This is a genomic window from Ahrensia sp. 13_GOM-1096m (assembly GCF_000620605.1).
Lineage (GTDB): Bacteria > Pseudomonadota > Alphaproteobacteria > Rhizobiales > Rhizobiaceae > Ahrensia > Ahrensia kielensis.
On sequence record NZ_KK211156.1, the window covers coordinates 363,014 to 376,925 of the forward strand.

The following is a 13,912-nucleotide window of genomic DNA, read 5'->3' on the forward strand; positions in this document are numbered from 1 at the left end:
GGAGTTTGTCATGGAATTATCATGGATGGCATGGACTGGCCCAACCACACTATTTTGGGTCGGAATTATAAGCTGCCTCATCGCTATGTGCGTGTGGGAATATTTCTCACCGGGCGGCAATCCACGCGTTGGCATTCTACGATTTGAAACAACACGCGGCGACCGGCTTTTTATATCGTTGCTTGGCGCGGCGTTTATCAACCTTGCCTGGTTGGGCCTTGTCGGTCCCAGCCTTTGGTGGGCCATGGGTGTCTCAGTTCTCTACGCAATCGTTGTGTTTAGAACTGTATAGCACTCGACTAAATGAGAGGGGCGACAAGCTCTTTTCAAAACGCATTGAACCTTAGGGAGGATTAATAATGCGAAATTACCTTTTAACAACCAGCGCAGCCAGCGTGCTGATGTTGGCTATGGGCACAGCCGCCCATGCTGACATGGCCGCAGCTGAAAAGTTTCTAGCCGATGAAATCGGCGAACTTTCAGTGCTGTCACCAGATGAACAAAAGGCAGAAATGCAATGGTTCATTGATGCAGCTAAGCCATTTGATGGCATGGAAATTAAAGTTGTATCCGAGACAATCACGACCCATGAATATGAGTCAAAAGTTCTCGCACCAGCATTTACTGCAATTACCGGCATCAAAGTCACACATGACTTGATCGGTGAGGGCGATGTGGTTGAAAAGCTACAAACTCAGATGCAGTCTGGTGAAAACATCTATGATGGCTATGTCAACGATTCCGATTTGATCGGTACGCATTGGCGCTACAAGCAGGTTCGTAACCTAACTGACTGGATGGCTGGCGAAGCCAAGGATGTCACAAGCCCAACGCTTGATCTGGAAGACTTCATCGGTACATCATTTACAACTGCACCAGATGGCAAGCTTTACCAGCTTCCAACACAGCAGTTCGCGAACCTTTACTGGTTCCGCTATGACTGGTTCAACGACGACAAAAACAAAGCCGACTTTAAAGAAAAATACGGCTATGATCTTGGCGTTCCGGTCAACTGGTCTGCTTATGAAGACATCGCAGAATTCTTCACAGGCCGCGATCTTTCACATATGGGCATTGATAGCAAAATCTATGGCAACATGGACTATGGTAAAAAAGACCCATCACTAGGATGGCGCTACACTGACGCATGGATGTCTATGGCAGGCATGGGCGATGTGGGCGAACCAAATGGTCTTCCTGTTGATGAATGGGGTATTCGCGTAAACGAAAACTCACAGCCTGTTGGTTCTTGTGTCGCACGTGGCGGCGCAACTAACTCTCCAGCTGCTGTTTATGCTGTTGAAAAAGCAATTGACTGGCTCAACAAATACTCACCACCTGAAGCTATGGGTATGACATTCGGTGAAGCTGGCCCAATTCCTGCGCAGGGTAATGTTGCCCAGCAAATGTTCTGGTACACAGCCTTTACAGCTGACACAGTGAAACCTGGTCTTCCAGTCATGAACGAAGATGGTACGCCAAAATGGCGCATGGCACCTTCACCGCATGGTGTTTACTGGAAAGAAGGCACGAAGATTGGTTATCAGGATGCTGGTTCATGGACACTCATGGAATCAACACCGGTTGATCGTGCAAAAGCTGCTTGGCTCTATGCTCAGTTTGTAACGTCAAAAACTGTTGATGTGAAAAAATCTGATGTTGGACTAACATTCATTCGTGAATCAACAATCCAGTCAGATCACTTCACTGAACGTGCTGACAAACTTGGCGGTTTGGTTGAATTCTACCGTTCACCAGCGCGTGTTCAGTGGTCTCCAACTGGTACTAACGTTCCAGATTACCCGAAACTCGCACAGCTTTGGTGGCAGAACATTGGTGATGCAATGTCAGGCGCGAAAACTGCGCAGGGTGCATTGGATAGCCTTTGTGAAGCACAGGAAAAAGTACTTTCTCGTTTGGAACGCGCAGGCGTTCAGGGCGATCTTGGTCCTAAGCTGAACGAAGAAAAAGGTGCTGACTTCTGGCTTGCTGAGCCTGGCTCACCAAAACCAAAAATTGAAAATGAAAAGCCGCAAGGCGAAACAGTTTCATATGATGAGTTGATCAAAAGCTGGCAGTAAGCTGAACACTTTTAATTGATATGCACGCGGCCATTGCCGCGCGCTAAAAGAGGGGCCAAAACATGTTTTGGCCCCTTATTTAATTGGTTTTATGATTGCGTATGAGGAACGAAAAGTTCTCAAATTTGGAGCTGCGACATGACAAAATTCGGTTTCGATAAGGATTTGTTGGCTGGAAAGACAGTTGTTTTAACTGGCGCTGGGCGCGGCATAGGTTTGGCGGTTGCACAGGCTATTGTTGAGTGCGGGGCAAAGCTGATTGCTCATAGCGGACGCGCGGGTACAGCTTCATCATTGGATGGTATCGCTGACGCGGTATTTGAGGGTGACTTATCCGAAGGTCAAACATGCGTTGATTTCGTTGATTTTGTAAAATCAAAGACATCAGGTGTGGATGTGCTGATCAACAATGCGGGCACAATGCTGGGGCGCTTTGCTGCGGACGCATTGACGATGGAGCAATATGATAAGCTTGTGGCGCTTAATCAGACTTCTGTTGTGCGGATCACTAGCGGGTTGATACCGTTATTGAAAACCTCCCATAGTGCGTCAATCATCAACACAGTTTCGATTTCTGCTACCACCGGCGGTAGCGCAGGGTCGTCCATCTACAGTTCAACGAAAGCCTTTGTTGCGACTTATACAAAGGCGCTTGCAACTGAACTTGCGCCAGATGGTATTCGGGTTAATGCCGTTTCACCGGGCACAATTGCGACGGACTTTCATGAGCGTTATTCGACGAAAGAAAAGTTGGAAAAGACGAGAAATGCTATTCCGCTTCGCAGATTAGGGACTGCGGATGATTGCGCGCCTGCTTATGTCTTCTTTGCCAGTGAACGCTTGTCTGGCTATGTCACGGGCCAAGTTTTTGAAATCAATGGCGGGCAGCTTATCTGCTGATTAAAACGTCTGTAGAACTACGAAAACTTTCTAAAAAAGCGCGTGCGGTCAAACATGTTTTCTAAATCCTGCATGCGTTCTTTTGTCGTGTCCCAGTGATGCTCTTGAACTTCGGCGATCACAATTTCAGCCAGTAGCATACAGGTTACATTGGAGTCCCAAGCAGACGGAACGGCAATTCTGCTGCTAAAGCTGTGGCTGGCGTAATTGCTGATGGGGGACTTCCATTGGTCGGTAAAGAGTATTATTTCAGCGCCTTTTTCACGTACCATTTCAGCCAATTTTAATGTGCTGTTTTCATAGCGGCGAATGTCGAAAATAACGACAATATCACCTTCAGTCACGTCAATCAGATAATGCGGCCATGCATTCGAACTTGAGCTAATGTGCGTTACATTATTTCGGATAACTTGCATGTGCAAAAAGAAATAATCTGCAAGTGTGCGCGTAATTCGCCCACCCACAACAAAAATTCGTCGATCCACATCGCTCAGTTTTTGACACGCTTGGTCAAAAAGTTCGGTGTCAATGTCGGCCAATGAATGTTTGATATTGTCGATAACGGCATCGGTGAAACGGTTTATGATATGCTCGTTCGGCGCATTGTTTGCCCAGCCTTCGCGCTTGGCGATTGGACCTGAAATTTTCTCATTCAGCTCCTTATGCAGATGCGCTTGAAAGTCGGGAAAGCCCGTAAAACCAATCTTTTGCACCAACCGTGCGACTGTTGGCGTTGAAACCTCAGCGGCACTTGCCAGTGTGGTAATCGTACCTAATCCCGACGCTGGATAATTTTGCATAATGGTTTGAGAGAGCTGCCGTTCGGCGCGGGTGAGCTGATCTGTCTTATCCTGCAAACGTTCGGCAATTGATTTCATCGGACAGTTTCACCCCTTCGTTGAAAACAAGATTTAAAGTATCAAAGCAAAAAAGAAAATAGAATAAATCTTGACAAGCTCAACTCAATTGAAGAGGATTTTACAAAACGGGGATTTTGACGGAGGGTTTTTTACTTGTCGCAGACGCAGCAAACACCGCAGATTGAAGTTTTAAGAAGTGGTCATCAGTCACCATTCTTATTTGTATGCGAGCACGCGTCGAATTTTATTCCTGATGAATATGACAATCTCGGACTGCCAGAAGATTTGCGCCAAAGCCATATTGCGTGGGATCCTGGCGCTGCAATGGTCACGCGGTTTCTAAGCGAAAAGCTTAATGCTCCTGCGGTTCTTGGTGTGGCCTCTCGTTTGCTCTACGATTGTAATCGGCCGCCTGAAGCCATTGATGCTGTGCCATCGCGCAGTGAAGTTTTTGATGTTCCGGGCAATTTAGATTTGACTGCTGAGGACATTAAGGCGCGTGTCGATCAATTTTATCTTCCCTTTGAGGCGGCGCTAAAATCTGAACTTGATAAGCATGGCGCTGACATTGCGCTTGTTACAATTCATAGCTTTACACCCGTTTATAAAGGGCAGGCTAGGGCGGTGGAAATTGGTATTTTGCACGATACGGATTCGCGTTTTGCAGATACAATTTTAATGCATGCGTCTAAACATACTTCAATGAAAGTTGAGCGTAACCAACCTTACGGCGCGCAGGACGGTGTTATGCATACGCTTGTTGAGCATGGTTTGGGGCGCGGCTTGCTTAATGTGATGATTGAAATTCGAAATGATTTGATCGCGACAGATGCAGATTGTGAAGCTGCTGCCGATATGCTCGCTGGATTGTTTAGCGATGCCCTTGGAAGCGTCTCACAAACAGATCAGGCTAAGCAGGTGATTTCATGAGTTTTGCCCGTACCTATATCCGCAGTGTTGATGCCATGAATTATCGCATCGGGCGCGTGATGATGTACGGCATTTTTGTCATGGGCGGGATTTTGCTTTGGTCTTCGATTTCCAAAACCTTCTTTAATCCATCGCTTTGGACATTGGAAATGGCGCAATTTGCGATGGTCACTTACTACATTCTGGGTGGGCCATATTCGATCCAGATCGGTGCTAATGTACGCATGGATCTCTTCTATGGCGAGTGGAGCGATCATCGAAAAGCACAGATTGATGCGATTACGGTGTTGATGTTGATCTTCTATCTTGGTGTTTTGCTTTATGGCGCGCTTGGCTCAATGGCCTATTCGCTTGGGCATTATAAAAATGTGCCGTTCCAGTTTTATTGGGGCTTGCTCACAGGTGCAGAAGAAATAGGGCGCTTAGAACATAGCGCGACGGCATGGCGTCCCGTAATTTGGCCGATCAAACTCATCATGTGTTTCGGATTCTTCCTTATGCTGCTTCAAGCCATATCCGAACTTTTGAAAGACCTCATTCGAATTAAAGGCGGCACCGTTTAATGTCACAAGAGATGATCGCCATCTTCATGTTTTCCTCCATGATGCTGATGCTTTTTACAGGTCAGCGTGTTTTCGGTGCAATCGGTGCCATTGGTGCGATTGCAGCGATTGCATTGTGGGGCGTTGGCGGCTCAGATATTCCATTCTCATCGGCAATGAAAGTGATGAAATGGTATCCACTCTTGACGCTGCCTATGTTCATTTTCATGGGCTATGTGCTGTCGGAATCAAAGATTGCCGACGATTTATACAAAATGTTTCATGTCTGGATGGGACCGGTGCGCGGCGGACTGGCTATCGGCACAATTGGCTTGATGGTTTTGATTTCAGCGATGAACGGCCTTTCTGTTGCTGGTATGGCAATTGGCGCGACCGTTGCGCTGCCTGAACTTATCAAGCGTGGCTACGATAAGCGCATGGTGACAGGTGTTATTCAAGCTGGATCATCGCTCGGTATTCTTGTCCCGCCATCGGTGGTGTTGGTGCTTTACGCAATGATTGCACGCCAACCGGTTGGTCAGCTTTGGCTTGCGGGCATTTTGCCTGGCTTGATGATGGCCGCAATGTTTATGATCTACATCTATATTCGTTGCCGTATTCAGCCAGAGCTTGGGCCTGCGCTTCCGGAAGCGGACCGCGATATTTCACGCAGTGAAAAATTCAAACTGCTGCGTGCAGGACTGCTTCCTTTGTTCATATTTGCAGCGATGATGGTGCCGTTCGTTAATGGGTGGACATCGCTCGTGGAAAGCTCTGCCGTTGGTGCTGCAACAGCGTTTTTAGCGGCTGTTGTAAAGAAGCGTATGACGCGTGCCGTGTTTGAAGTGTCCGTGCGCCAAACGCTTGCGATCTCTTGCATGTTCATGTGGATTATTCTTGCCGCACTTGGCTTTGGCGCGGTGTTTGATGGTCTAGGTGCGGTCAATGCGATCGACGGATTGTTCACAGAACAGCTTGGGCTTAATCCTTGGATGATCCTGATTTTGATGCAGCTTTCATTCCTGATTATGGGCACGTTTTTGGACGACACAGCCATGTTGGTTATCGTTGCACCGCTTTATGTGCCGTTGGTGGATGCGCTTGGTTTTGATTTGATTTGGTATGGCGTGCTTTATACAATCACGACACAGATCGCTTATATGACGCCGCCATTCGGCTATAATCTGTTCTTGATGCGGGCCATGGCACCGCCGGACATTACGCTTAAAGATATTTACGCATCAATCACGCCATTTGTGCTGGTGATGTTGTTCGCACTGATCTTGGTCATGCTGTTTCCGCAAATCGCGATGTGGCTGCCAAACTACGTATACGGGAAATAACAAGAACCTCGCAAAGAGGCGGCAACTGTTTTTTAAATAGAGCTGAAACCGAGGAGAGTACCATGACGACAAGACGTACATTTATTAAGGGTGCGGCATTGGCTGCACCAGCCGCTGCATTGGCAACACCTGCCATTGCACAATCAAAAATCAAATGGCGTATGCAAACTTATGCAGGCAGTGCATTGGGTGAGCACGTTATCAAACCAGCGATTGATACATTCAACAAAATCGCCGGCGATCAGATGGAAATTGAACTTTTTTATGCCGACCAATTGGTTCCAACGGGCGAGCTTTTCCAAGCTTTGCAACGCGGCACAATTGATGCAGTTCAGTCTGATGATGACTCAATGGCTTCACCAACCGAGGTTACTGTTTTTGGCGGTTACTTCCCGTTCGGCAGCCGTTATTCGCTGGATGTTCCGGTATTGTTTAACCAGTATGGGTTGAAAGAAATCTGGGATGAAGAATATGCCGCTGTTGGCGTGAAACACATTTCAGCTGGTGCATGGGATCCATGTCACTTTGCCACAAAAGACCCGATCAATTCATTGGCCGATCTTAAAGGCAAGCGTATCTTTACATTCCCAACAGCTGGCCGTTTCTTGAGCCAGTTTGGTGTTGTGCCTGTAACGCTTCCTTGGGAAGATATTGAAACTGCTGTTCAAACTGGTGAACTTGACGGCATTGCTTGGTCTGGCATTACCGAAGACTACACAGTTGGCTGGGCAGATGTGACAAACTACTTCCTGACCAACAACATTTCGGGTGCTTGGATTGGCCATTTCTTTGCCAATATGGACCGTTGGAATGAACTACCGGACAATCTGAAAGAACTTCTGACTGTTTGTATGGAGCAAAGCCATTACTATCGTCAGTGGTGGTATTGGGGCGGTGAATCCGATCTTCGTGTGAATGGCGATAAGCTGAAACTGACAACTATTCCAGATGAGGAATGGGCGACAGTGGAAGATGCAGCTGTTAAATTCTGGGATGAAATTGCCGCAGAATCGCCAACGAAAGCAAAGGTTGTCGAGATTTTCCGCAAATATAATAACGACATGAAAAAAGCGGGACGTCCATACCGCTACAGCTAAGCTTTAGCTGGGACTTAAATAAAGCCAGCGCCGAATTTCGGCGCTGGTTTAATGTGAAAATAGTTACTTACAGAGAAGAGAACTTTCATGGCAGGTACGATGTCGTTTGATGCGCTAAAACAAAAAGTATCATCGGGTGAGATTGATACAGTTCTTGTTTGCCTTGTTGATATGCAGGGCCGCCTAATGGGTAAAAGATTTCACGCGCAAAACTTTGTAGACAGTGCCTACAAGGAAACTCACTGCTGTAACTATTTGCTGGCCACAGATTTGGAAATGGCCACGCCAAGCGGATACGCGTCGACCAGTTGGGAAAGCGGTTATGGCGATTATGTCATGCAGCCTGACCTTGAGACGATCCGTCCAATGCCTTGGCTTGAAGGAACGGCGATGGTGCTCTGTGATGTGCTTGATCACAACACACATAAGGAAGTTCCGCATTCGCCGCGTGCAATTTTGAAGAAACAAGTCGCGCGCCTTGCTGAGCTTGGGTTTGAAGCCAAAGCCGCGACGGAACTTGAATTCTTCCTTTTTGAAAAAAGTTTTGAAGAAATTCGCAAAAGCGGATTTCGTGATTTAGAGCCAATTAGTGGCTATAATGAAGATTACAATATTATGCAGACCACGCGTGAAGAGGTGGTTATGCGTCCGCTGCGTAATCATCTTTATAATGCTGGTATTCCCATCGAGAACTCGAAGGGCGAGGCTGAGGCTGGCCAAGAAGAGCTTAATATTCGCTATTCAGATGCGATGGATTGCGCCGAATTTCACACAATCGCTAAACATGCGACCAAGGAAATTGCTTGGCAGCAAGGACATGCAGCAAGCTTTTTGCCTAAATGGCATCATGAGCGCGTTGGTTCATCCTCTCATGTGCATATGTCGCTTTGGACGAAGGACGGCGAGGCTGTGTTCTTTGACAAGGATGGCGACCATACAATGTCGCAAACCATGCGCCATTACGTTGCCGGCATGCTCAAATATGCGCCTGACATGACTTATTTTCTTGCGCCTTACATCAATTCCTATAAGCGCTTTTCTGCTGGCACATTTGCGCCAACAAAAATTATCTGGTCGATTGATAATCGCACGGCAGGGTTCCGTCTTTGCGGCGTTGGTTCAAAGGCAGTTCGTATTGAGTGCCGTATTGGTGGCTCAGATATCAACCCTTATTTGGCGATTGCCGCCATTATTGCTGCTGGTATTAAAGGGTTGGAAGACAAGTTAGAACTCGCGCCGCCAAGCAAAGGCGATATCTATAAAGACAACAAGGCTAAGACGCTGCCGACATCGCTACGTGATTCTGCTGAAACGCTGCGCAGTTCCAAAATGCTGCGTGAGGCAATGGGGGATGATGTGGTTGATCATTATGTACGCGCAGCGACTTGGGAGCAGGAAGAATTTGATCGGGTCGTCACCGATTATGAAATCGCACGTGGATTTGAAAGAGCGTAAATAATGACAAAACTATTGAAGTGTATTTCGCCGATTGACGGTTCGGTTTATGCCGAACGTCCGGTGTTAAGCAGTGCTGAAGCGCGTGATGCTGTTGCAAAGGCCAAATCTGCTCAGCTTGAATGGGCAAAACGTCCCTTGCAAGAGCGTATTGATTTGGTGCTGGCAGGCGTTGCCGCCGTTGGTGCAATGAATGATGAAATCGTGCCAGAACTTGCCCATCAAATGGGCCGTCCTGTGCGCTATGGCGGCGAATTTGGCGGCTTTGAAGAGCGCGCAAAATATATGGCGAAAATTGCTAGTGAAGCATTGGCGGATATTGAAATTGCGGATGATGCGCAGTTTCGCCGTTTGATCGCGCGTGAACCGCATGGCGTTGTGCTTGTCGTTGCGCCTTGGAATTATCCTTATATGACGGCGATTAACACGGTCGCGCCTGCTTTGATTGCAGGCAATAGTGTTGTGCTTAAGCATGCGACGCAAACGCTGCTTGTGGGCGAACGCATGGCAAAAGCGTTTCACTCTGTTGGTATTCCTGAAGAAATATTCCAAAACGTGTTTCTTGACCATGATACAACGTCGGCGCTTATTGCTGAGCGCAGCTTTGGCTTTGTCAATTTTACAGGTTCTGTCGGTGGCGGCAAAGCCATGGAAAAAGCTGCTGCTGGAACATTTACCGGTGTTGGGCTTGAGCTTGGAGGCAAAGACCCAGGCTATGTGATGGAAGATGCAGATCTCGACAGTGCTGTTGATACGCTGATTGACGGCGCAATGTTTAACGCTGGTCAATGTTGCTGCGGCATTGAACGCATTTATGTGGTCGAATCTCTCTATGATGCTTTCGTAGAAAAAGCGGTCGCCATTGTTAAGGGCTATAAGCTTGGCAATCCGCTAGACAAAGAAACCACGATGGGGCCAATGGCGCATGTACGTTTTGCGCAAGAAGTTCGTGCGCAAACTGCTGAAGCAATTGAGGCAGGCGCGATTGCGCATATTGAAACCTTTGCGGAAGATGATGGCGGGGCCTATTTGACACCGCAAATTTTGACCAATGTGAACCATGATATGCGCGTGATGCGCGAGGAAAGCTTCGGTCCTGTTGTTGGCATCATGAAAGTCAAAGACGATGAAGAAGCTATCGCGTTGATGAATGACAGCGATTACGGCTTAACCGCATCGCTTTGGACCGCAGATATCGACCGCGCTTTGAAAATTGGCCGCCGCATTGAAACGGGCACCGTTTTCATGAACCGTTGTGACTATCTTGACCCAGCGCTTTGCTGGACCGGCTGCAAGGATACAGGCCGCGGCGGCGGGCTTTCCGTAATCGGTTATCACAATTTGACCAGACCAAAATCTTACCATTTGAAGAAAGCAAACTAACATGAACTTGACTGCTAATTGGTCATATCCGACAGCCATTCGATTTGGCGCAGGCCGGATTTCAGAAGTCGCCGATGCATGTATTGCAGCGGGTATTTCAAAGCCGCTTTTGGTAACGGACAAAGGCTTGGCGTCCATGGATATTACATCCAAGACGCTCGACCTTATGGAAGCGGGTGGTTTGGGCCGCGCGATGTTTTCCGAGGTTGATGCAAACCCGACAGACTTGAATGCTGCAGACGGCGTCAAGATTTACCGCGATGGTGGTTTTGACGGTGTTATCGCATTTGGCGGCGGCTCTGGTTTGGACCTTGCAAAAGTTATTGCTTTTATGGCTGGTCAGACGCGTCCGCTTTGGGATTTTGAAGATGTTGGCGACTGGTGGACGCGTGCAGATGCAAGCGCTATCGCACCTGTAATCGCTATACCAACAACGGCTGGAACAGGGTCTGAAGTTGGCCGTGCGAGCGTGATCACCAATTCTGAAACGCATGAAAAGAAGATCATTTTCCATCCGAAAATGCTTCCTGTGACTGTGATTTGCGATCCGGAATTGACGGTCGGTATGCCGAAATTCATCACGGCTGGTACGGGCCTTGATGCTTTTGCGCATTGTGTCGAAGCTTACTCCAGCCCGCACTACCACCCAATGAGCCAAGGCATGGCGCTTGAAGGCATGCGGCTTGTAAAAGAATATTTGCCGCGCGCCTATGCGGATGGCAGTGACATTGAAGCGCGTGCGCATATGATGTCTGCTGCTGCAATGGGGGCAACGGCTTTCCAAAAGGGGCTTGGAGCAATCCACGCGCTTAGTCACCCGATTGGCGCATTGCACCACACGCACCACGGCACAACCAATGCGGTTTGTATGCCTGCAGTGTTGCAGTTTAACAAAAGCGCTATTTCAGATAGATTTAATGCGGCCTCCGCATATCTGGGAATTGAAGGCGGCTTTGATGGTTTTTGCGCCTATGTTGATGAACTCAACGCGTCGATGCAAATTCCAAAAACCTTGACGGCGCTTGGCGTTAAAGACCCTGACCTTGATCGTTTGACTGCTGATGCGCTGCGCGATCCAAGTACAGGTGGCAACCCAATTGAAATGACTGCTGAAAATACACGCGCACTGCTTGAAGCACTTCTTTAAGTTGCGCATCTAAAAAATATAAGTTACAGACGATTTATCCGTCGGGGGGCCCATTAGGGCTGAGAGGTGCTTGCACCGACCCGTCGAACCTGATCCGGGCAATGCCGGCGTAGGGAACGGGTAAATCGCAAAACTTATTGCGACCAATCTCCTTTTCTCGCCGTTTTGCCCCTTTGTGGAGGCATGATTGCGTTGAAAAGAATACCAATTGCACTGACAATTGCTGGCTCCGATAGTGGCGGCGGCGCAGGCATTCAGGCCGATTTGAAAGCCTTTAGTGCCAATAAGGCCTATGGCGCGAGCGCCATAACTGCGATCACGGCGCAGAACACAACATCCGTTATGGCTGTTCATGAAGTGCCTACTGACATTGTCGCGGCGCAAATCTCTGCGGTTCTGTCCGACATTTCAGTCGATGCAATCAAGCTCGGCATGTTGTTTTCGGCGCCGATTATTTCTGCTGTTTCCAATGCGCTGAAAACCTATGACGGAAAGATCGTCGTTGATCCGGTGATGATTGCAAAGTCCGGTGATATGCTTTTGCAAGATAAAGCGATCAGCGCTTTACTCGCAGAAATCCTTCCGCGCGCTGATCTTTTAACACCGAACCTTCCTGAAGCTGCACGATTGCTTAATTGCGATGTTGCAAATTCAAATGATGAGATAATCGCGCAGGCCAGAGCGCTATTGCAGCTCGGTCCTAAAGCTGTGTTGCTGAAAGGTGGCCATGCTGATGGCGGCATTTGCACCGATGTTCTTGTCGATAAAAGCGGCGTTGTTACAAGCTTCACGGCTCCGCGTATCAACACGAAGAATACGCATGGTACAGGCTGCACATATTCAGCTGCGATTGCTGCGCATTTGGCACATGGCGAGGAAATGGTTGCGGCTGTTCAGCGCGCACATGATTATTTGCACGCATCGATTTGTGCTGCTGACACATTAGATGTTGGCGCAGGGCACGGCCCAGTTCATCACTTTTCTGCGATGTGGACATGACCCAAATCACCATCATAGGCGGCGGTGTTGCTGGGCTATGCGTCGCGCGCAGTTTACGTGATCGCAGCGCCGATGTGCGCGTTATTGATCGGCACGGCGCGCTTGGACCGCATGCTTGCTCATGGTGGGCAGGCGGTATGCTTGCACCTTTTTGCGAAGGTGAAAGCGCTGAAGAACCGGCTGTACGGCTTGGGCAAGAGGCGGCGGATTGGTGGGATGCAAAAACCCACGCTGTTAATCGCTGCGGCACGCTGGTTATCTCGCCCACACGTGACAAAGCCGAGCTAATACGGTTTGGCCGAAGAACAAGCAATTTTGAAACGATTTCAGGCGCTGACATTGATGCACTTGAGCCAGACTTGGCTGGCCGCTTTAACACGGGCCTTTTGTTTAAAGATGAAGCGCATTTATCACCACGCTTGGCGCTTAGCCATCTGCGTGACGGTTTAATCGCTGACGGTGTGACATTTGAAACCGCTGATGCTGATCCAGAAGTTTATGCCAGAGGCGGTTTGACTGTGGATTGCCGCGGATTTCAGGCACGCGACACGATCACTGATTTGCGTGGTGTTAAAGGCGAGATGCTCATTCTTTCTTGCAAGGATGTTACGCTCAACAGACCCGTGCGACTGCTTCACCCACGTATCCCGCTTTATGTCGTCCCACGCGGCGACGGTATTTTTATGCTTGGCGCAACGATGATTGAGAGCAGCCAAAAATCACATGTTACGGCGCGTTCATTGCTTGAATTACTCAGTGCTGCCTATGCATTGAACCCAGCTTTTGGCGAAGCTGAAGTCTTGGAAATCGGCGTCGATGCGCGTCCGGCTTTTCCTGATAATTTACCGCGTATTCGCCGCAATGGAAATTTGATCCGTGCAAACGGGCTTTTCCGTCATGGCTTTTTGCTCGCACCCGCAATGGCGCGAATGGTCGCCGAAATGATTTTTGACAACACAAGACCGGAGATGATGGATGAAACTTCAGCTTAACGGTATCGCAATTGATACGGACGTGACGACACTGGCCGCACTTCTTGATGAGCAAGGTTTTGCTGAGGCGAAAGTGGCAACGGCTGTCAATGGTCAGTTTGTACCAGCAGCGCTTCGCAGTGCCCAAATTCTTGATGAAGGCGATCTGATTGAAGTGCTTGCCCCGATGCAAGGAGGCTGAGC

The 13,912-nt window shown here is 48.5% G+C and carries 14 protein-coding genes and 1 riboswitch; of the genes, 13 read left to right on the forward strand and 1 reads right to left on the reverse strand.

Going from position 1 to position 13,912, the window contains the following annotated elements; translation table 11 throughout:
- Nucleotides 1–10 precede the first annotated feature (10 nt).
- From N530_RS0115540 to N530_RS0115550, 3 genes are all read left to right on the forward strand, one after another.
- Complete coding sequence (locus N530_RS0115540) at nucleotides 11–292, forward strand: DUF2160 domain-containing protein (RefSeq protein ID WP_026481456.1); 282 nt, start codon at nucleotides 11–13, stop codon at nucleotides 290–292.
- A gap of 67 nt (nucleotides 293–359) precedes the next feature.
- Nucleotides 360–2,081 (forward strand): ABC transporter substrate-binding protein, encoded by a 1,722-nt coding sequence (locus N530_RS0115545; RefSeq protein WP_026481457.1) that lies wholly within the window; start codon nucleotides 360–362, stop codon nucleotides 2,079–2,081.
- Between the two features lie 138 nt (nucleotides 2,082–2,219).
- Entirely contained in the window at nucleotides 2,220–2,981 is a 762-nt protein-coding gene (locus N530_RS0115550) for an SDR family NAD(P)-dependent oxidoreductase (protein ID WP_051541007.1), read from the forward strand.
- 17 nt (nucleotides 2,982–2,998) lie between these two features.
- On the opposite strand, the gene N530_RS0115555 is transcribed toward N530_RS0115550, so the two are convergent.
- Nucleotides 2,999–3,859: a MurR/RpiR family transcriptional regulator gene (locus tag N530_RS0115555; RefSeq protein ID WP_026481459.1), complete on the reverse strand. Its 861-nt coding sequence runs from the start codon at nucleotides 3,857–3,859 to the stop codon at nucleotides 2,999–3,001.
- A gap of 135 nt (nucleotides 3,860–3,994) precedes the next feature.
- Here N530_RS0115555 and N530_RS0115560 point away from each other — a divergent pair, with 135 nt between their 5' ends.
- The 10 genes from N530_RS0115560 to thiS all read left to right on the forward strand — a co-directional run bounded on the left by N530_RS0115560 (nucleotide 3,995) and on the right by thiS (nucleotide 13,910).
- Nucleotides 3,995–4,771, forward strand: a complete 777-nt coding sequence (locus N530_RS0115560; RefSeq protein WP_026481460.1) for an N-formylglutamate amidohydrolase — start codon at nucleotides 3,995–3,997, stop codon at nucleotides 4,769–4,771.
- Complete coding sequence (locus N530_RS0115565) at nucleotides 4,768–5,334, forward strand: TRAP transporter small permease subunit (protein WP_018688139.1); 567 nt, start codon at nucleotides 4,768–4,770, stop codon at nucleotides 5,332–5,334. The genes N530_RS0115560 and N530_RS0115565 overlap by 4 nt, the downstream gene beginning before the upstream one ends.
- Nucleotides 5,334–6,656, forward strand: coding sequence for a TRAP transporter large permease subunit (locus tag N530_RS0115570; RefSeq protein ID WP_018688138.1), 1,323 nt, complete (start codon nucleotides 5,334–5,336; stop codon nucleotides 6,654–6,656). Before N530_RS0115565 ends, N530_RS0115570 begins: the two co-directional genes overlap by 1 nt.
- A 62-nt stretch (nucleotides 6,657–6,718) precedes the next feature.
- Nucleotides 6,719–7,753, forward strand: coding sequence for a TRAP transporter substrate-binding protein (locus N530_RS0115575; protein WP_026481461.1), 1,035 nt, complete (start codon nucleotides 6,719–6,721; stop codon nucleotides 7,751–7,753).
- An 87-nt stretch (nucleotides 7,754–7,840) separates the two neighbouring features.
- Entirely contained in the window at nucleotides 7,841–9,208 is a 1,368-nt protein-coding gene (locus N530_RS0115580; RefSeq protein WP_026481462.1) for a glutamine synthetase family protein, read from the forward strand.
- 3 nt (nucleotides 9,209–9,211) lie between these two features.
- Nucleotides 9,212–10,591: an aldehyde dehydrogenase family protein gene (locus N530_RS0115585; RefSeq protein WP_026481463.1), complete on the forward strand. Its 1,380-nt coding sequence runs from the start codon at nucleotides 9,212–9,214 to the stop codon at nucleotides 10,589–10,591.
- Between the two features lies 1 nt (nucleotide 10,592).
- Nucleotides 10,593–11,738, forward strand: a complete 1,146-nt coding sequence (locus N530_RS0115590) for an iron-containing alcohol dehydrogenase (RefSeq protein WP_026481464.1) — start codon at nucleotides 10,593–10,595, stop codon at nucleotides 11,736–11,738.
- A gap of 32 nt (nucleotides 11,739–11,770) precedes the next feature.
- Nucleotides 11,771–11,871: riboswitch (TPP riboswitch) on the forward strand.
- A 50-nt stretch (nucleotides 11,872–11,921) separates the two neighbouring features.
- The gene (gene thiD, locus N530_RS0115595; protein ID WP_026481465.1) at nucleotides 11,922–12,737 is read left to right on the forward strand and encodes a bifunctional hydroxymethylpyrimidine kinase/phosphomethylpyrimidine kinase; all 816 of its coding nucleotides are present in this window, start codon (nucleotides 11,922–11,924) and stop codon (nucleotides 12,735–12,737) included.
- Nucleotides 12,734–13,729, forward strand: a complete 996-nt coding sequence (locus N530_RS0115600) for an FAD-dependent oxidoreductase (protein ID WP_026481466.1) — start codon at nucleotides 12,734–12,736, stop codon at nucleotides 13,727–13,729. The genes thiD and N530_RS0115600 overlap by 4 nt, the downstream gene beginning before the upstream one ends.
- Nucleotides 13,713–13,910: a sulfur carrier protein ThiS gene (gene thiS, locus N530_RS0115605; RefSeq protein WP_026481467.1), complete on the forward strand. Its 198-nt coding sequence runs from the start codon at nucleotides 13,713–13,715 to the stop codon at nucleotides 13,908–13,910. The genes N530_RS0115600 and thiS overlap by 17 nt, the downstream gene beginning before the upstream one ends.
- Nucleotides 13,911–13,912: the final 2 nt, after the last annotated feature.